18 protein-coding genes and 4 pseudogenes are annotated in these 23,122 nt (G+C 63.0%); 7 read left to right on the top strand and 15 right to left on the bottom strand.

All coding sequences use genetic code 11. From position 1 onward, the window contains the following. Positions 1 to 75: 75 nt before the first annotated feature. Positions 76 to 351 carry a hypothetical protein gene (locus AC0V8S_RS26010; RefSeq protein WP_475434271.1) on the top strand — a complete coding sequence of 92 codons (276 nt, stop codon included), beginning with the start codon at positions 76 to 78 and terminating at the stop codon, positions 349 to 351. Positions 352 to 571: 220 nt separating this feature from the next. Here the strand turns inward: AC0V8S_RS26010 and AC0V8S_RS26005 are convergent, their stop codons facing one another. Then, a complete protein-coding gene (locus AC0V8S_RS26005; protein ID WP_179298025.1) occupies positions 572 to 730 on the bottom strand; it encodes a thermonuclease family protein in 159 nt (52 codons plus the stop codon). A 213-nt stretch (positions 731 to 943) separates the two neighbouring features. Here AC0V8S_RS26005 and AC0V8S_RS26000 point away from each other — a divergent pair, with 213 nt between their 5' ends. Continuing rightward, entirely contained in the window at positions 944 to 1,765 is an 822-nt protein-coding gene (locus tag AC0V8S_RS26000) for a M15 family metallopeptidase (RefSeq protein WP_475434269.1), read from the top strand. 65 nt (positions 1,766 to 1,830) lie between these two features. On the opposite strand, the gene AC0V8S_RS25995 is transcribed toward AC0V8S_RS26000, so the two are convergent. The 6 genes and pseudogenes from AC0V8S_RS25995 to AC0V8S_RS25970 all read right to left on the bottom strand — a co-directional run bounded on the left by AC0V8S_RS25995 (position 1,831) and on the right by AC0V8S_RS25970 (position 7,105). After that, positions 1,831 to 2,061, bottom strand: coding sequence for a hypothetical protein (locus AC0V8S_RS25995; RefSeq protein ID WP_475434267.1), 231 nt, complete (start codon positions 2,059 to 2,061; stop codon positions 1,831 to 1,833). A gap of 137 nt (positions 2,062 to 2,198) precedes the next feature. Then, positions 2,199 to 2,970 (bottom strand): annotated as a pseudogene (locus AC0V8S_RS25990) (SDR family NAD(P)-dependent oxidoreductase). Between the two features lie 13 nt (positions 2,971 to 2,983). Continuing rightward, on the bottom strand, positions 2,984 to 3,979 hold the full coding sequence (locus tag AC0V8S_RS25985) for an ABC transporter permease (protein WP_183458543.1): 996 nt from the start codon (positions 3,977 to 3,979) through the stop codon (positions 2,984 to 2,986). A gap of 120 nt (positions 3,980 to 4,099) precedes the next feature. Beyond that, entirely contained in the window at positions 4,100 to 5,140 is a 1,041-nt protein-coding gene (locus AC0V8S_RS25980; protein WP_475434266.1) for a sugar ABC transporter substrate-binding protein, read from the bottom strand. 38 nt (positions 5,141 to 5,178) lie between these two features. Further along, positions 5,179 to 5,942 (bottom strand): annotated as a pseudogene (locus AC0V8S_RS25975) (ATP-binding cassette domain-containing protein). Further along, positions 5,939 to 7,105: an ROK family transcriptional regulator gene (locus AC0V8S_RS25970; protein ID WP_183458547.1), complete on the bottom strand. Its 1,167-nt coding sequence runs from the start codon at positions 7,103 to 7,105 to the stop codon at positions 5,939 to 5,941. The pseudogene AC0V8S_RS25975 and the gene AC0V8S_RS25970 overlap by 4 nt, the downstream one beginning before the upstream one ends. A gap of 218 nt (positions 7,106 to 7,323) precedes the next feature. Between AC0V8S_RS25970 and AC0V8S_RS25965 the strand changes: the two genes are divergently transcribed. Together AC0V8S_RS25965 and AC0V8S_RS25960 are read left to right on the top strand one after the other, a co-directional pair. Further along, positions 7,324 to 8,502, top strand: a complete 1,179-nt coding sequence (locus AC0V8S_RS25965; RefSeq protein WP_475434264.1) for a M24 family metallopeptidase — start codon at positions 7,324 to 7,326, stop codon at positions 8,500 to 8,502. Next, positions 8,489 to 9,727, top strand: a complete 1,239-nt coding sequence (locus AC0V8S_RS25960) for a M20 metallopeptidase family protein (protein WP_475434262.1) — start codon at positions 8,489 to 8,491, stop codon at positions 9,725 to 9,727. The genes AC0V8S_RS25965 and AC0V8S_RS25960 overlap by 14 nt, the downstream gene beginning before the upstream one ends. Positions 9,728 to 9,785: 58 nt before the next feature. On the opposite strand, the gene AC0V8S_RS25955 is transcribed toward AC0V8S_RS25960, so the two are convergent. From AC0V8S_RS25955 to AC0V8S_RS25925, 7 genes are all read right to left on the bottom strand, one after another. Continuing rightward, positions 9,786 to 10,541: an ABC transporter permease gene (locus AC0V8S_RS25955; protein ID WP_183458551.1), complete on the bottom strand. Its 756-nt coding sequence runs from the start codon at positions 10,539 to 10,541 to the stop codon at positions 9,786 to 9,788. Next, positions 10,538 to 11,311 carry an ABC transporter ATP-binding protein gene (locus tag AC0V8S_RS25950; protein WP_183458553.1) on the bottom strand — a complete coding sequence of 258 codons (774 nt, stop codon included), beginning with the start codon at positions 11,309 to 11,311 and terminating at the stop codon, positions 10,538 to 10,540. The genes AC0V8S_RS25955 and AC0V8S_RS25950 overlap by 4 nt, the downstream gene beginning before the upstream one ends. Beyond that, a complete protein-coding gene (locus AC0V8S_RS25945; RefSeq protein WP_183465248.1) occupies positions 11,311 to 12,339 on the bottom strand; it encodes an ABC transporter substrate-binding protein in 1,029 nt (342 codons plus the stop codon). The genes AC0V8S_RS25950 and AC0V8S_RS25945 overlap by 1 nt, the downstream gene beginning before the upstream one ends. Before the next feature lie 83 nt (positions 12,340 to 12,422). Beyond that, positions 12,423 to 12,866 carry a VOC family protein gene (locus tag AC0V8S_RS25940; protein ID WP_183458555.1) on the bottom strand — a complete coding sequence of 148 codons (444 nt, stop codon included), beginning with the start codon at positions 12,864 to 12,866 and terminating at the stop codon, positions 12,423 to 12,425. Beyond that, positions 12,863 to 13,606 carry a FadR/GntR family transcriptional regulator gene (locus AC0V8S_RS25935; RefSeq protein WP_183458557.1) on the bottom strand — a complete coding sequence of 248 codons (744 nt, stop codon included), beginning with the start codon at positions 13,604 to 13,606 and terminating at the stop codon, positions 12,863 to 12,865. The genes AC0V8S_RS25940 and AC0V8S_RS25935 overlap by 4 nt, the downstream gene beginning before the upstream one ends. After that, positions 13,603 to 15,042 (bottom strand): FAD-binding oxidoreductase, encoded by a 1,440-nt coding sequence (locus tag AC0V8S_RS25930; protein WP_475434258.1) that lies wholly within the window; start codon positions 15,040 to 15,042, stop codon positions 13,603 to 13,605. The genes AC0V8S_RS25935 and AC0V8S_RS25930 overlap by 4 nt, the downstream gene beginning before the upstream one ends. 277 nt (positions 15,043 to 15,319) lie before the next feature. Further along, positions 15,320 to 16,624, bottom strand: coding sequence for a M23 family metallopeptidase (locus AC0V8S_RS25925; protein WP_183458558.1), 1,305 nt, complete (start codon positions 16,622 to 16,624; stop codon positions 15,320 to 15,322). A 307-nt stretch (positions 16,625 to 16,931) separates the two neighbouring features. Here AC0V8S_RS25925 and AC0V8S_RS25920 point away from each other — a divergent pair, with 307 nt between their 5' ends. Beyond that, a complete protein-coding gene (locus tag AC0V8S_RS25920; RefSeq protein ID WP_475434256.1) occupies positions 16,932 to 17,930 on the top strand; it encodes a sterol desaturase family protein in 999 nt (332 codons plus the stop codon). Continuing rightward, positions 17,927 to 19,153, top strand: a complete 1,227-nt coding sequence (locus AC0V8S_RS25915; protein WP_475434254.1) for a GNAT family N-acetyltransferase — start codon at positions 17,927 to 17,929, stop codon at positions 19,151 to 19,153. The genes AC0V8S_RS25920 and AC0V8S_RS25915 overlap by 4 nt, the downstream gene beginning before the upstream one ends. Here the strand turns inward: AC0V8S_RS25915 and AC0V8S_RS25910 are convergent. Further along, positions 19,107 to 19,573: pseudogene (locus AC0V8S_RS25910) on the bottom strand (peroxiredoxin). The gene AC0V8S_RS25915 and the pseudogene AC0V8S_RS25910 sit on opposite strands and share 47 nt — an antisense overlap. Before the next feature lie 95 nt (positions 19,574 to 19,668). Here AC0V8S_RS25910 and AC0V8S_RS25905 point away from each other — a divergent pair. Beyond that, positions 19,669 to 23,047 (top strand): annotated as a pseudogene (locus tag AC0V8S_RS25905) (hypothetical protein). Positions 23,048 to 23,122: the final 75 nt, after the last annotated feature.

Raw genomic sequence — 23,122 nt, 5'->3', positions numbered from 1 at the left:
AAGCGGTGGAACCGAGTCAGTCTGATCACGTTTTTCCGGAAGGTCACGCTGAATGACCTAATTATGGAGGAAACAATGATCAAGACGCTCACAACGGGCGGGATGGCGCTCGCAATCATGGCTGGTTCGGCTCTGGCTGGCAGTACATCCGCGCTCGACGACCCGGCAAAGATGTCGCCGTTCTTCACCGATGCCGGCATGAAAACTCTGAAGACGGAAAAGGATTTCAAGACCGCATGGATGGCCATGAAACCCGACGAACAGAAGGCGGTGTTGAAGGACTGCGGCGACACCACACTCAACAAGTCGCATGCGGATTTCTGCGCTATGGCAAAGATGATGGGCGGCTGAATATAGGCCTAGCATCGAAGGCGGAAACGCCTCCGAATTAATTGCTAAATCCGGCGCCAACTCGCAGGGGAAGGCGCCGGCCGAGCGCAATATGACCGCCCTCCAACCACTAGCGATATCCTGCCGGCCTTGGAAACATGCTGATGGTTAAGCGGAGCAACAAGGTGGGTAGTATGGATAGGTCTAGTTCACCGTCATCTGCTTGCGCCATTCCCAAGGCCTATCGAACGATCCAGCCCAGGCCGCGCTTGGCTGTCCTGGCTTCTGTTTCAGCCCTGGCATAGAAGCCGGCGCTGTACTTCGGCCAGTCGACCGCATAGCCCTTCCTGACCATCCATTCCCCGATATCGACACCGCCAGCCGTGCAGACGGCCACCATGCGTCTGAAACGGTCGCGGTCGGCTGAACAAGGATGCGGTTCTGGGGAAAGCAATCGAAGATCTGCGTCGACAGCCGCCGTCCGAGGAGGAAGCCACGTCTGGCCCGGAGGCGCTTGACGAGACTTTTGTAAGCAGGTTTGAACGATATGCGGCCAGTGCGACAACCGACGAATTGCGTGAAAAATGGGGGAGAGTTTTCGGGAGGCAGGACAATGACCAGGCATCCAGGGCGCTTGCTGCTGCAGCTGGTGATTGCATTGGCAATCACCGTTACCGTGCGCTTCGCCTATGCGGGGGATGTTGGCGACGGCGTGGACCAGCCCGCCGCCAAGGCCGCCTTGCTCAAGGCCTATCCCGGGCTGTTCACCATCTCGGGCAATGTCCTGACCTGGACCGACGGCACCACGATGGTGTGGGACGACGGCAAGACGCGCGACGCCGACGCGCTGCTGGAAACCCCCGACATCGAGGACATGTTTCGCTATGTCTATCCCACGGCAAGTGCTGGCGCGCTGGTCCCGGCGGAGGACTTCGATCCCGGCCGTATCCGCAACGAAGCCTTCTTCGAGAAGCTCTACGGTGCAAGTGCCGCGGAAGTGGGCAAGCACGTCGCCAACGTCAAATGGCTGCCCAAACTCGGCAAGACGACTGTGCAGGTCACCAGGGTTTTTGGTATCGACGACCGGCTGGGCAAGGTTTCCGATGCCCTTGAGGTCATGCCCGCGGAGCTAAGCCGTTACGGGCTCAAGCCTGGAGGCGGCTTTGTCTGGCGGCCCATCGCCGGCACAGATCGCTTGAGCGTCCACTCTTTCGGCGCAGCCTTCGATATCAATGTCGGCTTCTCCGATTACTGGTACAACAACAGAAACAAAGCCGACCCCAAGGCACACATTCCCTTCAAGAATCGCATTCCGCTCTCGATCGTCGAACTGTTCGAGAAGAACGGCTTCATCTGGGGCGGCCGCTGGTATCACTATGACACCATGCATTTCGAATACCGGCCCGAATTGCTGTTGTACAAGAAACCCGGCTGATCAGACGTCGGCGGCCGCCAGCCGTGAGGCGCGTTTGGTCGACCGAACATGCCGGCATATAAGCATCAATAACGAAGCCCCAGATTTGTGGCGCATTGCTGGCCGCTGGCAATCGCCGCACCGCAAACCCTGCGAAGGTCGGCACGGATGTTTTCGGAGTTCAACAACTCGGCCGCTTCCGGATAACCCTCAGCCAGCAACGCTGTAACGATCTCGGCTGGACACTGGTGAATACCACCCTCTGCCAAAGCATGAGCCCGCTGGTAGATATCATCGGTTCTGATTTCGTCGGCCATTCACAGGTTCCTCCCTTGATCAGCACTTTATAAACAACCCTTGAGAGGTGCTTACGTTCCATGCAACCTATAAGGGAGTGTTTGCCGGCCGATCTGCGGAGCGCCGGATCAGCCTGTTCGTGGCCGTGAAGCAAGGATCACGGCGGCACCATCCGGAAATCCTTGCCTTCGGGCAGCAATTGCCCGCCATCGACGACGATGGTCGTGCCGGTGATGTAGCTGGCGTCGTCCGAGGCGAGGAACAGGAAGGCATTGGCGACGTCGCGCGGACTGCCTAGCCGGCCGAGCGGGATGGAGTTCCTCCATGTTCTTGATATAGGCGGCACCGCGATGCAGCTGGATCGCCTCGGTGAGGATGTTGCCGGGTTCGACGCCGTTGACGGTGATGCCGTAGCCGGAGAATTCAAGAGCGGCCGAACGGATGAAGCCGTTGATACCGGCCTTGGTCGCCGCGTAGTGGCCGTGGCCGGGGCTGGTGACATGCGGGCCGGTGATGGAAGAGGTGTAGAGCATGCGCCCAAAGCGCTGCGCCTTCATCGGCACCAGCGCGGCGCGGGTTGCATTGAAGGTGCCGCGCAGATTGACCGCCATGACGCGGTCCCAGTCGTCGGTGCTGGTGTTCTCGATCAATTGCCAGGGATAGATGCCGGCATTCTGCACGATGATGTCGAGGCGGCCGTGATGCTTCAGCGCCAATGCCACCGCGGCCTCGGCGTCGCGCATTTGCGAGATGTCGGTGCCGATGAAGGGGACGCCGATTTCGTTGGCGGTCGCTTGCCCGGCCTCGGCATCGGTGTCGGCGAGCACCAGCCTTGCACCTTCTTCGGCGAAGCGCAGTGCGGTGCCTTTGCCGATGCCGCTTGCGCTGCCGATGATCAGCGCCACCTTGTCGTTTAGCCGTCCAGCCATGCGAACCGTCCTGTCATGCGAGTCTTTGACGAATGGTTTGTTTGAAGGCGTCGAGCAGCACGGCGGCCAGCACCAGCAGGCCGTGGATGACCTGGGTGAAGTTGGCGGGCAGACCCATCAGATTGATCGCCGTGTTGATGGCCGAGAGCAGCAGCACGCCGGCATAGACGCCGGGCAGGGTGCCGACGCCGCCCTTCAGGCTGACGCCGCCGATGACGACCGCGGCGAAGGCGTTGAACAGCAGGCCGACGCCGAGATTGGCGGTGGCGCCCGAGGTGCGGATCGCCAGCAGCCAGCCGGCAAGGCCGGCAATGGCGCCGGCCAGCACGAAAGCGATGATGAGGTTGCGGTTCACGCGGATGCCGGCGCGGAAGGTCGCCGTCTCGTTGCCGCCGATCATCACCAAGTGCCGGCCAAACGGTGTCTTGGCCATGATCAGCGAGAAGACGACGAAACAGGCGATGGCGATCCAGGCGGTTAGCGGCAGGCCGATCAGCCGCTGGATGCCGAACCAGCGGATGGCTGGCGCCAGATCCTGCGCCGAGCGGCCGCCCGAAATGACCAGCACCAGGCCGCGCACCCAGATGTAGGACGCCAGGGTGATGATGAAGGCGCTCATCTTGATCTTGACGACCAGAAACCCGTTGAAGGCGCCGATCAGGCCGCCGACGGCCAGCGCCAGCAGCAGCGAAACCGGCACCATCAGCCATTCCGGGTGTAGTTGCACGCCGAGCCCGATGCCTGACGAGCAAAAGAGGATACCGACCGCCATGGCGCTGAGCGCCGCCACCGATTCGACCGAGAGGTCCATATGGCCGGCGATGATGACCAGCGCCAGGCCGATCGACATGACGCCGAGCACGCTCGATGCCTCGATGATGTTGGCGAAGATGCCGAGCTGGAAATAGTTCGGGATGAAGATGGAAAAGACCACCAGCACGAAGACCAGCATGAACCAGACGAGGTTGTCGAGGACGAACTCCAGGGCTTGGCGGGTGCGAGGGTTCATGGGCTGATCCGGCTGGCGCATGCCTCCGAAAATCAGTTCGATTTTCGGACGAGGCGCGGATTGGAATTGCGGAGGATTGGCTCCGGGCCGAGAAGGCCCGGAGCGTTTCAGGCGACGTGCCTATTCGACGGATTTGACTTTGTCCGTCGGTGCCTTCTGGTTGCCCCAGAAGGCCGGATTGTCGACGTTTTCCTTGGTGATGGCCGCACCCGGGATCTTGATGTTCGGACCCCAGGCTTCCTTGGTGACGGTCGATTTCAAGCCGAGCACGTCATAGTCGCCGGGCTTGATCTCCTGCTTCTTGACGATCTTGTCCATGAACATGGCGACGGCCGCGGCCTGCGCGTAGAGCGGCTGCTCGACTTCGACGTTGAGCCAGCCCTTGCGGATCAGGTCGAGGCCGACCGGCGCACCGTTCGAGCTCATCAGCATGACGTCGCCCGGCTTCTTGCCGGCGGCCTCGAGCGAGGCGACGGCGGCGACCGAGAGATGCGCGGCATGGCTGAAGATCAGGTCGATGTCGGGGTTGGCCAGCATCTGGTCGGCGACGATGGTGCCGGCGTTGCTCGCTTCCCACTGCATGGCCGGAAGCGAGATGATCTTGACGTCCGGGAACGCCTTCATCTTCTCCTCAAAGCCCTTCTGGATGTCGAGCGTGTAGGGATCGCCAGGATCGCCGAGCACCTGCAGGACCTTGCCTTTCACCGAGCCGTTCTTGGCTTTCAGCAGCTTTTCCGCCTGGTCGGCGGCGATATGGCCGATCTCGATGGTACCCGCCACCGAGGTGAAATCGGAAGGAGTCGAGGTGATCTGGCGGTCGAACTCGACCACCGGAATGCCGGCGCCGCGCGCCGCCTCGATCGACGGCTTCAGCGCATTGAAATCGACCGCCGCCAGGATGATCGCCGCCGGCTTCAGCGCGATGACGTCGTTCATCTGCGATTGCTGCGCGTCGGTCTTGTTGTCGGCGTTCAGCGTCTTAATGTCGTAGCCGACCTGTTTCAGGAACAGCTCCAGCGCGGTCACCGAGCCGGTCTGGAACTCGTCCAGCAGTGTCGGCACCATATAGTAGACGGTCCCCTTGGACTGGGCGAATGCCGGCGTGAGCGTGGCAAAGGCCAGTGCCAGGATACCGAAGACAGCAAGAAGTATTCGCTTCATGTCGTTCGCTCCTCTAGCGCCGGACCCCTCTTTGCCCCTCAGCCCGCCGGTCCGGCACCGGCGAGCGTCTCCCGGTGATCATGTTGATCACCGCATCGGGACTTGTTTTGTTTCTGGCGACATCGCCCGCCACGACGCCTTGCCGGATCACCACGATCCGGTCGGCGACCTGAAAGGCCTGCTGCATGATGTGGGTGATGATGACGACGCCGATGCCCTGGCTGGCCACCTGGCGGATCATGTCGAGACCGCGCCGCGTCTGCTCGACGCCCAGCGCCGCGAACGGCTCGTCGAGCAGCACCAGCTTGCCGCCCCAATGCACGAAGCGGTTGAGCTCGATGGCCTGGCGCTGGCCGCCCGAGAGATGCTCGACATTGGTGCGCAGCGACGGAATGCGGGTGCCGGCGCTGGCCAGCGCCTTGCCGACGACGGCTTCCATGGCGCGCTCGTCGAGCACGGGAATGCCGAGCACCTTCCTGGTGATCTCGCGGCCCATGAAGAAGTTCGCCACCACGTCCACATTGGTGCAGAGCGACAGGTCCTGGTAGACGGTTTCGATGCCCGCCGCCTTGGCCTCGGCCGGCGACCTGGCCAGAAACTCCTTGCCCTCGAACAGCATGCGGCCCGAAGTCGGCTCCAGCCCGCCGGCGATGATCTTGACCAGCGTGGATTTGCCGGCGCCGTTGTCGCCCAGCAATGCCACGACCTCGCCCTTGCCTATGGAAAAACTGATCCCTTTCAGCGCTTCGATGGCGCCATAGTTCTTGGTGACGTTTTCCAGCACCAGCAGCGGTTCGCTCATGCCGCAATCTCCTTGGCTGTCAGAAGATCGCGGCCGCGTTCGCGCTCTGCAGCGAACATCTGGCCGAAGCGCGGCGACAGCACGCCCGAAACCGCCAGGGCGGCGGCGCCACGCAACACCGAATGTTGCCCGCCGCGCGCGACCATGACCCGGGGCGTCGTTCGGTCTTTGCGTGCCGAGACGGAGTTGTGCAGGCCGCCGGTCGAACCAGCCAGCCGTTCGAGCAGGTCGGTGGACGCCAGCCCGCCGAGGATGACCGTTTCAGGGTCGAACAGGTTTTCGATGACGGCGATGGCATTGTGAAAGATCGGCGCGACTTCCGCGACCCAATCGGCCTCTGTGCCGTTCCAGCGCCGGAGCGCCTCGAGCGAGAGGTATCTTTCGAGGCAACCCCGGTTGCCGCAGGGACAAGCCTCGCCGCCGGGAACGACAGGGATGTGCCCGACCTCGCCGGCATTTCCCCAGGCGCCACGCTGCACGCTGCCGTCATGGACCATGACGCCGCCAAGACCGACGCCGAAATAGAGATAGTAATATTCGGAGAATTGGGCGCCGAGGCCGTAGAGCCGCTCACCCATGGCCGCCGCCGCCATGTCGGTCTCGAAGAAGGCCGGCAGTCCGGTCGAGGCCGCCAGCCGTTCGCGCAGCGCCACATCCTTCCAGCCGGTCATGGTGGTCGGGCCGACAAAACTCATGGATTCGACACCGAACGGCCCGGGCAGGGCGAGGCCAACCCCAAGCACCCGCCCGCCAGCCCGCAATCCGGTCAATTCAGACACCATCGCGCCGATCAGCTCGAAGGCGTGGTCGGGCGTTGCGTTCGGCGCCTCGCGGTAGGCGCTCTCGATCACGTCGCCGCTCAGATTGATCAAAGCGGCATTGATGCCGAGCGGGGTGATGTGGATGCCGACGGCATAGCCGCCCTCGGGATTGATCCGCAGCGTCGCCGGTGGCAGGCCGCGCCCCTTGGGTTCTTCGCGTACGGAGAGGATGTAGCCCTGTTCCTCCAGTTCGCGAACGATGGTCGATACGGTCTGGACGGTGAGGCCGACGCGGCTGGCGATCTCGCCGCGGGCGATCGGCCCATGCAGGCGGATGGACTCCAGCACGATGCGCCGGTTGTACGGCCGCCCGAACTCCTGATTGGTCCCCCGCAATGCCATGCCTTGCGCTCCCGGTTGACGCTAGGTTCGCATCAAAGATTTATTCAGTCAAATGGAATTCAAAAATAAATTGAAAGGCAGCGCCTACCCAAGGAAGGCTGCAAGCCGCGCCCGGCTTAGGACCTGTTTACCTGTCGCCCTTGGCCGATTGCCGCCATAACGAAACCGCTTCAATGGTGGGCAAGCCTCGCAACCGTTGAACACAGCATGGAGTAGAGATGATCGAACTGCCGTTTGCCCGCGACGAGTACCAGCAGCGGCTACGCAAGATCCGCGCCGAGATGGCGAAGCGCGGTCTCGAACTCCTTATCGTCAACGACGTCGCCAACCAGCACTACATCACCGGCTATGATGGCTGGTCGTTCTACACGCCGCAGGTGGTGCTGGTTCCCTTGGAGGAGGTCGAGCCGGTCTGGATCGGGCGCGCCATGGATGCGGCCGGCGGTCTGCTGACGGCCTGGATGAAGCCCGAGAATGTCGTTGGCTTCCCGGAGGATCACGTTCAGCGCGCCGACCGCCACCCCATGGACTGGATCGCGAGCTGGATCGTCGCCAAAGGATGGGGAAACAGGCATATCGGCATCGAACTCGAAGCCTATTATTTCTCGCCGAAAGCGCATGCCCGCCTTGTCGCCGGCCTTCCCAACGCGAAATGGCACGACGCCGATCTGCTGGTGAACTGGATCCGCGCGGTCAAATCGACACCAGAAATCGCCTATCTGCGCAAGGCTTCGACCTTGGCCGAAGCGGCGGTGGCGCGGGCCTACGAGGTGATCGCGCCTGGCGTGCGCGAATGCGATGCTATCGCTTCCATCCAGGCGGCGCAGATCGCCGGCAGCCCTGACTTCGCCGGTGACATCACGGCACTTCCGCCGACAATCCTCGGTGGCGAGAATGCTTCGGCCCCGCACATCATGTGGAGCGATCGGCGGTTCGGGGACAACGAGACGATTGCGCTGGAACTCGCCGGCGTCTGTCGCCGCTATGCCGCGGGGTTGGCGAGAACGATGCAGCTTGGCAAGACGCCGACGCGTGTCGCGGATACGGCGAAGGCGGTGATCGAGGGCATGGACGCGGTGCTCGATGCGGTCAGGCCGGGAACGACGGCCGAGCCGGTCGAAGCTGCATGGCGCAAGGTCATTCAGCGCTACGGACTGAAGAAGGAGTCACGCATCGGCTATTCCATTGGCGTCGCCTATCCGCCGGACTGGGGCGAACATACGATCAGCCTCAGGCCGGGTGACAAGACGGTGCTTCAGCCCGGCAACGTAATCCATTCTATCCTCGGCATGTGGATGGACGGCTGGGGCATCGAGGTCAGCGAGACCATTCTGGTCACTGAAACCGGCCATGAGACCCTGACGAAGTTCCCGCGAGAGATTCATGTCAAATCCTGATGGTTCGGCCATGGCAGGCGGTGCTGCGAGTCCCGGTGCAGTCGATATCGACTCTGCAATTCTCGACCAGATGATCGAGATCCGGCGCCATTTGCACCGCAATCCGGAACTGTCGAACCGCGAGCAAAACACACAACGCTATCTCAGGCAGATGCTGGCCGGCGAGGGAATCGCCGACATTCGCGACGTCGCGGGCTTTGGCCTTGCCGTCGATATCGTTGGCACCGGCAAGCCTTCGAACCGAAAGATTGCCATTCGCGCCGACATCGATGCGTTGCCCATCGAGGAAGAGTCCGGCGTCGACTATGCCTCGGCCAATCCCGGCGTCATGCATGCCTGCGGTCACGATGCCCACGCCTCGATGGGCTTCGCGGTTGCCGCGCATCTGCAGAGATCAAGGGCCGATTTTGGCGGGACGGTCCGCCTGATCTTCCAGCCGGCCGAAGAGGACTCGCCCTCGGGCGGCAAACGTGTGGTGGAAGAGGGGCTGCTCGACGATATCGATGCCGCAATCTGCCTTCACGTCGATCCGTATACGCCGTCCGGCAAGATCGCGGTCCGTTCAGGTCCTTACACTCTGGCATGCGATACGTTCGATGCAATTGTCATCGGCGAGGCCGCCCACGCGGCCAAACCCTATGAGGGCATCGATGCGATTGCCGTGGCCTGCTCCATGGTCGGCGAATTGCAGAAGATCGTCTCGCGCGAGATCGACCCCTATGATCCCCTGGTCATTTCAGTCACCGGCATCAATGGCGGCAGCGCCTACAATGTGATCGCCGGCAAAGTGGCTCTGAAAGGCACCATCCGCAGCGGCAGTGACGCGACCCGAGAGCGGGCCTGGCGCCGCGTTCGCGAAATCCTGGAGGGCATGGCGGCGAGCCACGGCGCCAATGTGCAACTCGATATTCACAAGGGCGAGCCGGGTGTCGTCAACGACGGCGGGATGGCGGAACTGATCGCCGCCAGCGGCAGGTCCTGCATCGGCGCCGACAATGTTCTCAACACACCCGGATGGACCATTGCCGACGATTTTGGCTACTACAGCGAGAAGCGCCCATCGGTCTACTTCCGCCTTGGCATCCGCAACGAGGCGGTCGGATCGGTCTTTCCGCTTCACCATCCCAAATTTCGCGTCGACGAGGCCGCCTTGAAAATCGGCGCGGCCACGCTGGTTGCGGCGGCAACCGGATTTCTGTCGGCGCAGCCGGAAAATACCGACTGATCAAAGCGATCCAAAGATCGGCTCGTGCACGGCTTGCACGAGCCGGTGACATGCTTGTTTAGTATTTGATGACCTGGCGCTCGACCAACACCACGGCACAGAACAGCACGATCGACAGACAGGACGACAGCACGATCGCCGCGTAAAGCCGGTCCGACTGGTAGTTGAAGCTCGCCTGGATGATCAGCGCGCCGAGGCCCTTGTCCGAGCCGATCCATTCGCCAACGATGGCGCCGATGACCGCCGTCGCCGAGGCGATCCTGAGCGAGGAGAACAGCATCGGCAGCGCGCGGGGCAGGCGCAGGCTCCAGAAAATCTCCGAACGGGTCGCCGACAGGACACGGAACAGCTCGTGCTCATTGTCGCTGGCCGAATCCAGGCCGCGGATCATGTTCACCAGCGTCGGGAAGAAGCAGATCACCGCCGCGATGACGATCTTCGGCGTCATGCCGAGCCCGAAGATCAGGATGATGATCGGCGACAACGCCAGGATCGGAATCGTGTTGAAGAACAGCACGATCGGAAAATAGGTGGCCTGCAGGATGCGGTTGTGCACGAACAGGACCGCCAGCAGCACGGCGGCAAGATTGCCGATGACGAAGCCGGCCAGCGCCTCGATCAGCGTCGGCCTGAGATTGTCCATAAGCAGCGCGAAATTCTTCTGGAAGACGCCGAAGATTGCGGTCGGGGTCGGCACGATATAGGCCGGCACGCCGAGCAGCGGCAGCAGATACTGCCAGGCGAGAAGCAGTGACGCCGCGCCGAGAACGGGCAGGGCTATTGCCATTTGTGGCGAGAGCGGTGCGGGCCTCATGATGCCTGCTCCAGCGCGGTCCGCAGCTCCGCCATGGCGGCGACGATTGCCGGGTCTTCGCGCGTGCAGCGGTTGCCGTCCTGCTTGAGCGGCCGCAGGTCCAAATCCCTAACCAGCCGCCCCGGATTGGCGGCCAGAACGATAACCCGTTCGCCGAGATAGGCGGCTTCGGCGATCGAATGGGTGACGAACAGGATCGTCGTGCCCGTGCGCCGCCACAGGTTTAGCAACTCGTCGTTGAGCCGGTCGCGGGTGATCTCGTCCAGCGCCCCAAACGGTTCATCCATCAGCAGCAGCTTCGGCTGACCCAGCAAGGCGCGGGCAATCGCCACACGCTGGCGCTGGCCGCCGGAGAGTTGATGCGGCAGGCGCTCGCCGAAGCCGGCCAACCCCATCAGCTCCAGCAACTCCTCGCTGCGGTCCTCGATCTTGCGGGTCAGGCTGCCCTGCCCGACGCCAAGCGGCAGGCGCACATTGTCGCGCACCGTGCGCCAGGGCAGCAGGGTCGAATCCTGGAAGACGAAGCCGACATCGCGGCGCGAGCGCACCGCATGCGGCGTGTCGCCAAGCACGCTGATTGTGCCGCCGAGCGGGTCGAGCAGGTCGGCGACCACGCGCAGCAAGGTCGACTTGCCGCAGCCGGACGGCCCAAGGATCGACAGGAAGGAGCCGGCCTCGACGCTGAGGTCGAGGCCGGAAAGCACCTTGACGGCCGCCTGGCGGCCGCCATAGCCGACATCCAGCCTGCTGGCTTCGATCGCGTTCGCCATCAGGCGGCGGGCGCGTCGAGCTTCGGCCGGTCGGCAGCCGAAAGTTCGAGGATCTTGGTGGTGTAGACGTCGGCCGCCTTCGGACGTCCGTTCGGGTACTGACCGACCTTGTCGAGCAGCGCCAGCTGCTCTTCGATCGAGGCGGGGTCGAACGTGCCCCAGCCGTCCTTGGCCGTCGCGCCGTCGAAGGACAGTTTCAGAACCAGGTTGACGGTCTTCTCTTCCCAGCCGAGGTCCATTTCGGGGTAGGCGGCGACCATCTTCTTCACCGCCTCCTGCGGGTTGGCATGCACCCAACCCCAGCCCTTGGCGACCGCGCCGATGAATTTGGCCAGCGTGCCCGGGTCCTTTTCGATCGCCGCGTCGGTGGCGAAATAGACATCGGCATAGGAATTCAGGCCGAGGTCGCGCACCAGAAGGTCGATGCGGTCGTCGCCGACGACGCTGAGCGCCTGCGTGTTGGTGATCCAGCCGCCGATGGCGTCGACATCGCCACGCACCAGCGGCCCCTTGTCGAAGCCGACATTGATGACGGTGAGGTCGGACGCGCTCATGCCGTTCTTGGCCAGGATCTCGTCCATGACGAAACGCGCCGTCGGCTGGATGCCGATCTTCTTGCCCTTGAGGTCGGCCACGCCCTTGATTGGATTCGAGGCCTTTGAGGTGAGCGCGTAGGGGCCGGTGCGGAAGCCGCAGGCGATGATCTTCACCGGCACGCCGCTGGCGCGTGCGGCAAACAGCTGTGGCGTTTCGGAGAATTGGCCAAGCTGGGCCGCGCCCGAAATCACCGGCGGCACAGTCGAGGCGTTCGGACCGCCCGGGCTGAATTCCACCTCGAGCCCGGCATCCTTGAAATAGCCATTGGCGACAGCGATGATGTCGCCGATCTGGCCGTTGGACATCAGCCAGTCAAACTGGATGACGACCTTGCCGGCGGCCTTCGCACCCGGCGTCAGCACCAGCTGCATTCCGCCCGATGCCACGGCAACTGCCGCCAGACCGGACTTCATGAAGCTGCGGCGGTTCATGTCGTAATTCCCATTCATTTTTCGCTCCTGTTGCAAGACTGTCTCGTCTCTTCATTGCGCGCCGTTCCCTTGGCGCGGGTCGTCTACGGCTGTTCGTCGTGGTAGTCGCCGGGGCCGCCGTCGAGCCAGGCGTAGAGTTCCCAAAGCGTGTCGTCCGGGTCGGTGAAATAGGCGCAGCGCGCATTCCAGACGTAGTTTTCGGGCGGGCCGTAGAACGGCACGCCCTTTGCCATCAGCTCGGCATACAGCCGGTCGATCTCGTCGGGCGCGTCGAGCTGGACGGCGACGCAGACCTTGTGCGCATGGCGCGGCGACTTCAGCTTGGAGACGCCGGCATGCTGGCCGATATGGTCGATCTCCCAGGCCGCCAGCGTCACGCCCTCGCTGTGGAAGTCGGCGAAACCCTCGGCGCGGCGTCGCAAGCGGAAGCCGAGCTTGTCGACATAGAACTCCACCGTCCGCTCGATATTCTCGACGAGAAGGCAGACGTCGGAGATGCGGGTGATGCTGGCGACAACCATGCTCATTTCCCGCCGCCGGTGCGTTCGCCGCGAGCAGACGGCAGCTTGACGCCGACACGGTTGGCCGCGCCGATGATGTGCGCGCGCATCGCGGCCTCGGCTTTTGCCGGGTCGCCGGCGACCAGCGCCTCGTAGATACGCACGTGTTCGCCGACATTGACTTCCACCAGGTCATGCAGGGGGTTGGTTTGCCGGGCGTAATAGATCGAGCGGCGGATCTGTTCGCAGACGAAGGAAATGAAGGTGTGGATGTAGCTGTTGCCGGTCGCCCGGGCGATCTCGCGGTGAAACAGCAGATCGGCGTCGATGCTGCCGTCTTCCCAGCGCTCCTCGCCGCTCATCCGGTCGAGCGCGGCCTTGATGGCATCGAGATGCTCCTGCTCGCGGCGTTCGGCGGCAAGGGCGGCGGATTCCGCCTCGAGGATACAGCGCAGCTCGAACAGCCGCTCCATGTTCTGCCCCTCCTTCAGCGTCTCGCGGTCGATGCGGATCGCCGCGCGCTGCTCCGGCGCCAGGACGAAGGAGCCGATGCCTTGCCGCGCCTCCACCATGCCGTCGGCACGCAATTGGGCGATCGCCTCGCGCACGACGTTGCGGCTGACGCCGAATTTTTCCGAAAGTTGCTGCTCCGTCGGTAAGAGGCTGCCCGGATTGAGGTCGCCGGACTCGATCTCGCGGCTGAGGAACGCCGCGACCCGATGCGGCAATGCCTCGACAGTGCCGATGGCGGCCAGTCTTTGTTTCATGAAAAAGTCTCCGTCGCGGGAAAGAGGCAGCCGGGATTCATCAGCCTGTTCGGATCGAGCGCATCTTTCAGCGTGCTGACCAGTCGGCGCTGGACTGGTGACAATCCAGCCCAATAGACGCGTTGGCGCGTGCGTCCGATGCCGTGCTCGGCGCTGATCGAGCCGCCGAGCGCATTGGTGATGTCGTAGAGCCCGGCGGTGATGGCCGCGCCCCTGGCGCGGGCGTCGAGCTCGGCCAGCTCGAGCGGCGGCAGGACGTTGAAATGGATGTTGCCGTCGCCGGCATGACCATAGGCCTGGGAAGTCCACCCCGGATGCTGCAGTGCGATAAGATCGCGGGCCTGGGCGATCAGCGCGGGAATGTCGGAGATGCGCACCGACAGGTCGGTGCGCACGTGGTAGCCGCGCTTGGCCTGACCCTCGACCAGCCCCTCGCGAATGGCCCAGAACGCTCTGGCCTGTGCGCCGCTTTCGGCCAGAACGGCGTCAATGATGAGTTGTTTTTCCATTGTGCCGGCGAGGAAACTCACCAGCAGGCTGCGTAAATCGATAGCCGCACTCGACGACAATTCGATCAGCACATGGACCGGCGCATCCACCGGCGTGACGATGTTCGGGTCGACGAGCCGCGCCAGCTCCATGCATTCCGCGCCGATGATCTCGAAGGCGGATATCAGGTCGGAGCATTCGCGCCGGGCTTGCCTGAACAGTGTGATTGCGGCCTCGAATGAGGGAAGGCCCAGATAGGCGGTTTCGACCCTGCCGGGTTTCGGAAACAGTTTGACCTCGACGCCGGTGATGATGCCAAGCGTGCCTTCGGCGCCGATGAAGAACTGCTTCAGGTCATAGCCGCGATTGTCCTTGCGCAGGCCGGAAAAGCCGCTCCACAATTCGCCATCCGGCAGCACGACTTCCAGCCCGACGATGAGGTCGCGGGCCATGCCGTAGCGCAGCACGTTGACGCCGCCGGCGTTGCTCGCGGCATTGCCGCCGATCTGGCAGCTGCCTTGCGCGCCGAGCGCCAGCGGAAACAGGCAGTCCTGCTCGTCTGCCGCATCCTTGATGTTTTGCAGGATGCAACCGGCATCCGCCTGCAGCATGAAATTGTCGGAGTCGACAGAGCGGATCCTGTTCAACCGCTCCAGGCTGATCACCACCGCGCCGTGCGCCGTGCCGATGTCGATCGCGCCCGCCACAAGCCCGGTGTTGCCGCCCTGCGGGATCATCGCCAGCCCAAGCGTGCCGCACAGCCGCACCGCGGCCTGAACCTCGGCGACCGACGCCGGTTTCAGCACGGCAAGGGCGCCGCCACGATGATCGCCGGACCAGTCCACGAGGTATTTCGCCATGTCGGCCGCATCAGCAGCCACGCCGCCTTGCCCCAGGACATGCTCCAAGGCAGCGAGAACGTCAGGCGAGATGCCGTGAATGGTCATTATCGGGTCGGCACTGATGTTGTGGCGTATGGTTATACATATCATCCTACAACTGGAATTGTGTCAACACCGGCAGGGGCGAACCGCCGTGGACAAGTCGCTTGCCAGCACGTTGGGATGAGGTGCTGGCTAGGTCGCTGCTCAGAGAGGAGCCGAAGCGGTCGGCTGACAGTCGAGGCCAACACGGACAGCGATCACCCAGATCCGGATTGCCTGCAGAGCAGGGCAGATTTGGTTCGAGAGGTATTGATGCCGATCAGGTCAGGGCTGGCGCAGCTCAGAGGTATTGGGCGACCTTCTTGCCGACGGTGAGGAAGCGCAAGGGGTCGATCGCTTCGCCATTATGGCGCACTTCATAATGCAGATGCGGGCCGGTCGATCGACCGCTGCTCCCGGTCTTGCCGATGACGGCGCCGGCGTCCAGTTTCTCGCCAACAGTCACGTCGATTTCGCTGAGATGCCCGTAACGGGTCGCAAAGCCGTTGCCGTGATCGACCTCGACCATACGGCCATAGCCGCCGTTCCAGCCGGCCTTGGTGACGATGCCGGGTGCCGTCACCTTGGCTTCCATGCCGATCGGCGCCCTGAAATCCATGCCGGAATGCAGCGCCGCGGTGCCGAGGATAGGGTCGGTGCGCACGCCGAATGGGCTGGTGACGGAATGGCCGGGGGCGGGGTTGGCAAGCGGCAGCTGGCGCGCTTCCTTCTTGAGATGGTCGAGCGTGTCCAGCGCTTCGTCCAGTTCCTTGACCTTGCTGTCGAACATCATCGAACTGTTGAGCGGGATAAGCGGTCCGCCGACATCGCTCTCGTTCTTGCCGAAATCGCTGTCGACCGGCAAGCCGGCCGCTTGAAGTGCCTGGGTGATCGCGTCGGCGCTCTTGTAGGCATTGTCGGCGAGCGTATTGATGCGGCTAAGCTGCTCGCTCTCGATGGATTTCAGCGACTGGTTGATGGAGACGAACAGTTTGTCGGCACGATCGGCGGCTGAATCATTGGGCAGCGGCTCCGAGCGGGTCGACCACAAGGAGAACGGCCTGGTGTCGGCAGCGCCGAGGTCGGCGCTCAGGCTGGCCACTGCGTAGTTTTGCGCGGGCTTGGTGATGCTGCCGGTCACCTCGGCATGCTTGTCAGGCTTGGCAGCGGCTGCCGGATCTTCGGCTGGCGCCGTTCCGACATCATTTTCGGCGCGTTCAAGCAGCGGGCCGAGACGGCCGTGACGCTGGCTAAGCTGCGTCTGGCGTTCAATCAGTTCGCTGACCTTGTTTTCCATCAATTGCTGGTCGAGCAACTGGCGGCTGGTGATGCGGTCGACCTGGGCGCGAAGTGCTGAAATGCGGTCTTCGTAGGCCTGCTGCATGCGCGCCTGGCGCGCGGTGGTGGCGCCGATCAGGTCGTCGCGCAAAACGAGATAGGACGTAGCCAGGAGGTAGCCGATGGCAATGGCGGCTAGGGCTGAGCCGATGAATGCCGCGAGCCAGGGCCGGATCGTGAAGTGCCTGATCTCATTGCCGCGGGCGATGATGACCGTGTGGGGTTCCTTGCGCCTGCCGAAGACTGCGGACTGACCGGTTGCGTTCACGGGACCAAGCTTTCGTTTACGACACCACGACTGCTTGATTACACATTATTAGGGTTAACAAAGGCTTGCCGGGTTACCTGCGCGACGAAGAATGCACGTGGCGCGGGCTAAAGGTTGCATGAAAACGGGCAAGGAAGCGTGCGCAACGCCACGAAATCATTGGCGATGAGCACCAATCTGCTGGCAGCAGAACGGCCTGTCGCCGTCGGATTAAGGTCTAGGTTTCCTTAACTGTCTTCGATTGCGTTTAATTGACGGTTTTCGATTAAAAGCGTGGCGGGGTTTGGGATTCATTATGGCGGCAGCAATGCTGAGCGACCTGGTTGGCAAGATCCTCGACAAGTTGTCGGGCGCCAGTCTGCTGGCGACCGGGCTTTTGCTGATGACTGCCCTTGTCAGCGCGCTCGTGGCCTATTGGCGCACGGTCGAGGAGAAGAGCTGGAAGGAGTTCTTCGAGTTCGTCGTTCCGCACGAGGTCATCACCCATCCGTCGGCGAAGGCCGATTTGCTGTTCTGGGTCACGAAGAAGGCGCTGATGCCCTTCCTGATGCTGCCCGCCGGAATTGTCTTCGTCACGGCGGTGGGCTACGCCACCAATTGGCTGTTTTCGACACTTTTCCAGTTCCAGCCGCCTCTGGTCGAGGGACCGGCAGGGCCGGTGACGGTGCTGATCTTCACCCTCACCATGCTGCTCGCCTACGACATTTCCTATTATCTCTATCACGTTGCCCAGCATCGCTATCCCGTGCTTTGGGAGCTGCACAAGGTGCATCACTCGGCCGAGGTGATGGTCGGGATCACCAAGGACCGGGTCCATCCGCTCGACGAGCTGATGAATCGCGCCTGGGACGGCGTCATCGTCGGCGTCTGCTTCGGCATCTGGTCGCTGATTTCGCTGAATCTCGTCGAACTGACCGTCTTTGGCGTTAACGTCTATGTCATGCGTAACATCCTGATGATGGATTTCGTCAGGCACACGCACTTCAAGATCTCGTTCGGCCCGCTCAACAATGTGGTCCTGTGTCCTCATTGGCACCAGCTGCATCACAGCACCGATCCACGCCACTACGACAAGAATTTCGGCCTGCTCTTCTCGTTCTGGGACCGGCTCTTCGGAACTTTGTGCGTGCCGAAGCCCGACGAGGACTTCAAGTTCGGGCTGGTCGACCGCGATGTGCGCGACTACCAGTCGCTCGCCGGCCTCTATGTCATGCCGCTGAAGCGGATGTGGAGGCACATCGCCAGACGCATCCGGCTCGGAAAGCCACGGACCTCACGATCATCGGAGGAAGGGACACGGCCATGAACGCTCCCTTCGTGCTCGCCATCCCGCGGACACGCACCTTTGAAGTCGTGACATCGGCGGAACGCCTGGCCGAGATCGCACCGGCCTGGACCGTGCTCTGGCGGCGAGCCGGCGGGCTTGTCTTCCAGCACCCGGACTGGATCGCGGCCTGGTGGCGCACCACCCCGCATCAGGAGCGACGCACGCTCAGGATCGGGCTTGCCTGGAACGGCGACCGGCTCGATGGCGTGATAGCGCTCGCTACTTTCAAGCGCTCCGGCATCCGCATACTCGAATGGGCGGCGAAGGATCACAGCGACTATGGCGATGCGCTGGTTGCGCCCGACAGCGATCCGCAGGCGATCGCCCGCCTCTGGCAGCATGTTTTTGACCAGGGCGGCTTTGACCTGATCTATCTCAACCGTCTTCTGCCGGATGCCAGTGTTCGTGGCCTCCTGGACCCGGCCTATGGCAAGGCGCTTCGGCCCAACCACCGCAGTGAAATCAGCTACCGTGTCGCGGGTCCCTGGCAGAGTGGGGCGGAATGGTTCGAGACGCTGTCCAAGAAGGCCCGGCAAAACTACCGTCGTGGCCGCAAGTTCATGGAGGAAGGCGGTGCATTACGTTTCCGCCTGCTGGATACGGACGAGCCGCGCGAACCGGTGCTTGCGCGGGTCGCGGCGCTGAAGCGCGTCTGGCTCGTCCGGCATGGCCGCGTTTCGGACCTGTTCGACAAGGGCTCGCCCGTTCTCGCCGCGCTTATTTCGGTGCTGGCCGAGCTCGGGCTGTTGCGCATCTTCGTGCTGGAGCTTGACGACACGATCGTCGCCGTCTCCATCAATTTCGAGCAGCACGGCACGATGATGGCTTTCGTCACCACCTATGATCCCGAATATGAGCGCGCCTCGCCGGGTATGGTGCTGATGATGGATTATATCCAGTGGTCGCTCGACCGTGGCCTTGCCAAAGTTGATTTTCTCTGCGGCGGCGAGGATTTCAAGCGGCGCTTCGCCACCCAATCCGTCACGCTGTCGTCGATGATCGGCGCGCGTGGCCTGCGCGGTCATCTCGCCGCGCTGGCCGATCGTGTGAGCCATGTTGCGAAATCCTGGCGAGCGCAGCGGCAGCCGAAGCCGAAGGCAGAACACCCGACGAGTAAGGACGCCTCATTTCGGCGCGACCGGAATTGCGCGACGCTCAAAGCGCGCGAACGGCCTCCAGCACCTCTTCCGCGTGGCCCTTGACCCGGACCTTGCGCCAGATCCTGGCGATCCGCCCGTCACGGCCGATGAGGAACGTCGCCCGCTCAACGCCCATGTATTTGCGGCCATACATCGATTTTTCGACCCACAGATGGTAGGCCTCGATCACCTTGCGCTCCTCGTCGGCGGCGAGGTCGATGGTGAGGCTGTATTTCGATTTGAACTTGTCGTGCTTCTTGACGTTGTCGGGGGACAGACCGATCACGACGGCGCCGGCCTTCTCGAATTCGGGTTTCAGTTGCGAAAAGCTGATTGCCTCTTGCGTACAGCTCGTCGTGTCGTCCTGCGGATAGAAGTAGAGGACGACGGGTTTGCCGGACGAGGACGAAAGGCTTAGAGACCCGCCACCATCCCGGGCAGGTCGAACTGCGGTGCGGGATCGCCCACGTCGAGGTCAGCCATATCGATGCCCTTGTTTGAGGTTACGCGCGAAGCCACACCGATATAGTGTCGACCGGGGATTCGTCCACGAGCGAATTTGTACAACGGAAGATTGCGTGGATCAGGAGCAACCGCAGCACGAGAAGATCAGGTTCAGGCGTGACGAGATCACCGACCTGGGCGCCCTGCCGTCCGCGTGCCGCGTTCCACCGCTCGGTCAGGCGTCGATCGGCCGCGGCTTCCGCATCCTGTCGCGCGTGTTTGCCGGCGTGGTCGCGTTCATGCTGCTGGCCGCGATGGCCATCTATCTCATCGGCCTTTCCGGCATCGGGTCGGACCGGCTGCGCATCGAGGCGGAAACCGCCATCGAGAAACTCGCCGGCGTCGATGTCCATGTCGCGGTCGGGCCGGCCCGCATCACGCTCGACAGTTCGAGCTTCGTCGCGCTCCAGGTGAGCGATGTCAGTCTGGAGACCAGCGACGGCAAGCCCATGGCCGATGCCGGCCGTGTGCGCTTCGGCGTCCGCCTGATACCGCTGCTTTGGGGTGACGTGCGGCTGACCAGTGCCAGGATCTCCGATGCCCACATCGTCACGGCGGCGATGCCGTCCGGCGGCGACTGGACGGCCGAATTGCGCAATGAGGACGGCCTTGTCGATCCAGAGAAACTGTCCGCCGCGGTGTTCGGCAACATTCATCGTGCGCTCGACGCCGTGCGGGAAGATTCGCTGCGCCGGATCGACCTCAGCAATGTCGAATTCGTGCTGCCCGAAACCGGAGCCATCAAACGGATCAAGATCGCCGACGCCAGCGTCGTACAGTCGGGGCCGGGCGGCATGGCGTTTTCCTCCGAGGCGGATGTCGATGGCAGAAAGGTCACCCTTGCCGCTACCGCGACCCGCGATATCGCGGCGCACCGCGTGACGGCGCTGAATGCAAGCATCGATCTGGCGGCTGACGAAAACCGCGGCCGGTGCCGGGAAGTTGGGTGCGGTCGCATTGAAGCTGACAGGATCGGAAGGAGCCGGCACCACGGCGTCACGGCTGACGGCCGCCCTGTCGTCGACGGGTTCCGTGCTCGATCTTGGCACGCGCGGCTTGCTGCCGGCCGATTTCGACGTCGATGCGACGCTTGTCGACGGCAGCAACAAGATCCAGGTGGACAAGCTGCTTCTGAAAACCGGTCGGTCTTCTTTCGATTTCGCCGGCTCGATCGGACCCAAGCCTTCGACCGGCGCTGCCGGTGAGGAGCCTGCTTATCGCTATGACCTGACCAGCGACGGGTCCACCCTGGCGCCATCGGAATCGCCCGAGCCCGCGCTGACCTTCCTCGCCCGCATTGCCGGCGTCTATCAGACCAGAAGCCATAAATTGGTGGCTGAGCAGATAGCGGTTCGGTCCGCCGCTGCCGGCGAGGTGCTCGGCACCGCGGCTGTGGCTTTCGTTGACGGCAAGGCCCCCGGGATCAATCTGGCGCTCAGCGTGCATGACATGCCGGTCTCGCACGTCAAACAGCTATGGCCGTGGTTTTCGGCACGTAATGCGCGGCTCTGGGTGCTGAACAATTTGTTCGGCGGCCGCGTCGTCGACGCCAATCTTCAGTTCCAGGTCGTGCCGGATCGCCTCGGCAACGGCGTGCCGCTGTCGGTCGACGAGGTGTTCGGCCGCTTCCAGATCGAAGGGTCGCGTTTTGACACCGCCGGCCGCATTCCGCCGATACGCGACGCGGTCGGCGTAGTCGCCTTCCACGGCAATGACGTGGATGTTTCGCTCTCCTCGGGCACCGTCTTCATGCCCAGCGGCCGCACCGTGGCGGCCAGCAACGGCACACTGAGCGTCAAGGCGGCGAACCACCCGCCGGTCATCGGCGCACTCGACATCGATGTGGAGGGGGAGGCGCCGGCTGTCGCCGAACTCGCCTCCTACGAACCGATCAATGCCATGCGCCATGTCGGCTTCCTGCCGGAGGATCTGTCCGGCAGCGTTACCGGCCATGTCAAAGCTGACATTCCGTTGCAGTCCGGCGTCGACACCTCGAAACTCGACTGGCTGGTGTCGCTCGACTATACCGGCCTGTCGCTGGCCAAGCCATTCGATGGACAGACCGTGACCGATGCCGACGGCTCGATCACAGTCGATCCCGAAAAGGCAGTGATCTCCGCCAAGGCATCGCTGAACGGCATTCCGGCCGAACTCGATCTTGTCGAGCCGCTGGCGGATGATGGGCCGGCGCGCAGCCGCAAGGTGGCGCTTGTGCTCGACGACAAGATCCGCGCCGCCGCCATGCCCGGCCTGACGCCGCTTCTGGGCGGAACGGTGAAGGTCGCGATCGACAAGAGCGGCAGCGGCAACCAGAACGTCTCGGCCGACCTGACCAATGCCAGGCTGGACATTCCCTGGGCCGGCTGGAGCAAGGGGGCAGGGGTTCCAGCCAACGTCACCTTCGTCATGACCAAGGCCGGCGACACCACGACACTGTCCGATTTCAACCTCGACGGCAAAACCTTCTCCATCGACGGCAGCATCGTGCTGGTCAACGGCGCCCTGTCATCGGCGAAGTTCAGCAAGGTCACCTTGAACCGGGGTGACGATGTCGCGATTTCGGTGAAGCGGTCGGGCAAGGGCTATGCGGTCGACATCAATGGCAACGCGCTCGACGCCCGATCGCTCATCAAGCAGTTCACGTCCGATGTCGACACCGCAACCAAGACGACCGGAACAGACAACATTTCGGTCAGCGCCGACGTCGAGCAGCTCACCGGTTTCCACGACGAGCAACTGTCCAACCTGAAGCTTGACTACAGCGCGGCCGGTTCAAGGGTGAACGGGCTGAAGGTCAGCGCCACGGCAAGTTCGGGCGCCGCGATCGCCATCAGCAACACCACCGGCGACGGCCGGCGCTCGCTTAACGTGCAGTCCGCGGACGCCGGCGCGATCCTGAGATTCCTCAACGTCTACGAGCATATGGAAGGCGGCTCGATCACGCTGGCGCTCACGGGGGCCGGCGACGGGCCGATGAAGGGCAAGGTCGACACCAGCAATTTCTTCATCGTCAACGAACCAAAACTCGCCTCGATCGTCTCGACCACGCCGGCCGGCGACAACCGCAGCCTCAACCAGGCCGTCAAGGGCAATCTCGACACGTCGCGGGTTAAGTTCGAGCGCGGCTATGCCGAGATCGAGAAAGGCAGCGGCTATTTGAAGCTGGCCAATGGCGTGCTGCGCGGTCCGCGCATCGGCACGACGTTCCAGGGCATCCTCTATGACCAGAACAACAATATGGACATGACCGGCACCTTCATGCCGGTCTATGGCCTCAACCGCATCTTCGGCGAACTGCCCATCGTCGGCGCGCTTCTGGGCAACGGCCGCGACCGCGGCCTGATCGGCGTCACCTATCGGCTGAGGGGCAATGCCAACAAGCCGGTGCTCGACGTCAACCCGCTGTCGGTGATCGCGCCGGGCATATTCAGGTCGATCTTCGAATACCGGTAAAGCCCGCCGTGTGCCGCCAAAACCCGCGCCAGATTCTGGCGTCGATGTCGCACCATCGGCCAATCACGGGGTTGG

Source organism: Mesorhizobium oxytropidicola (assembly GCF_056174625.1).
Note: the sequence above shows the minus strand (reverse complement) of the source record. Positions and strands in the feature narration are given on the sequence as shown.

Bases quoted from the DNA above. Each gene is read 5' to 3' on its own strand.
- AC0V8S_RS25950 (WP_183458553.1), bottom strand. From the start codon at position 11,311: ATGGCGAACGCGATCGAAGCCAGCAGGCTGGATGTCGGCTATGGCGGC.
- AC0V8S_RS25930 (WP_475434258.1), bottom strand. From the start codon at position 15,042: ATGACCATTCACGGCATCTCGCCTGACGTTCTCGCTGCCTTGGAGCAT.
- AC0V8S_RS25960 (WP_475434262.1), top strand. From the start codon at position 8,489: ATGTCAAATCCTGATGGTTCGGCCATGGCAGGCGGTGCTGCGAGTCCC.
- AC0V8S_RS25955 (WP_183458551.1), bottom strand. From the start codon at position 10,541: ATGAGGCCCGCACCGCTCTCGCCACAAATGGCAATAGCCCTGCCCGTT.
- AC0V8S_RS25970 (WP_183458547.1), bottom strand. From the start codon at position 7,105: ATGGCATTGCGGGGGACCAATCAGGAGTTCGGGCGGCCGTACAACCGG.
- AC0V8S_RS25920 (WP_475434256.1), top strand. From the start codon at position 16,932: ATGCTGAGCGACCTGGTTGGCAAGATCCTCGACAAGTTGTCGGGCGCC.
- AC0V8S_RS25965 (WP_475434264.1), top strand. From the start codon at position 7,324: ATGATCGAACTGCCGTTTGCCCGCGACGAGTACCAGCAGCGGCTACGC.
- AC0V8S_RS25995 (WP_475434267.1), bottom strand. From the start codon at position 2,061: ATGGCCGACGAAATCAGAACCGATGATATCTACCAGCGGGCTCATGCT.
- AC0V8S_RS25940 (WP_183458555.1), bottom strand. From the start codon at position 12,866: ATGAGCATGGTTGTCGCCAGCATCACCCGCATCTCCGACGTCTGCCTT.
- AC0V8S_RS26005 (WP_179298025.1), bottom strand. From the start codon at position 730: ATGGTGGCCGTCTGCACGGCTGGCGGTGTCGATATCGGGGAATGGATG.
- AC0V8S_RS25980 (WP_475434266.1), bottom strand. From the start codon at position 5,140: ATGAAGCGAATACTTCTTGCTGTCTTCGGTATCCTGGCACTGGCCTTT.
- AC0V8S_RS25985 (WP_183458543.1), bottom strand. From the start codon at position 3,979: ATGAACCCTCGCACCCGCCAAGCCCTGGAGTTCGTCCTCGACAACCTC.
- AC0V8S_RS26010 (WP_475434271.1), top strand. From the start codon at position 76: ATGATCAAGACGCTCACAACGGGCGGGATGGCGCTCGCAATCATGGCT.
- AC0V8S_RS26000 (WP_475434269.1), top strand. From the start codon at position 944: ATGACCAGGCATCCAGGGCGCTTGCTGCTGCAGCTGGTGATTGCATTG.
- AC0V8S_RS25935 (WP_183458557.1), bottom strand. From the start codon at position 13,606: ATGAAACAAAGACTGGCCGCCATCGGCACTGTCGAGGCATTGCCGCAT.
- AC0V8S_RS25945 (WP_183465248.1), bottom strand. From the start codon at position 12,339: ATGAACCGCCGCAGCTTCATGAAGTCCGGTCTGGCGGCAGTTGCCGTG.
- AC0V8S_RS25915 (WP_475434254.1), top strand. From the start codon at position 17,927: ATGAACGCTCCCTTCGTGCTCGCCATCCCGCGGACACGCACCTTTGAA.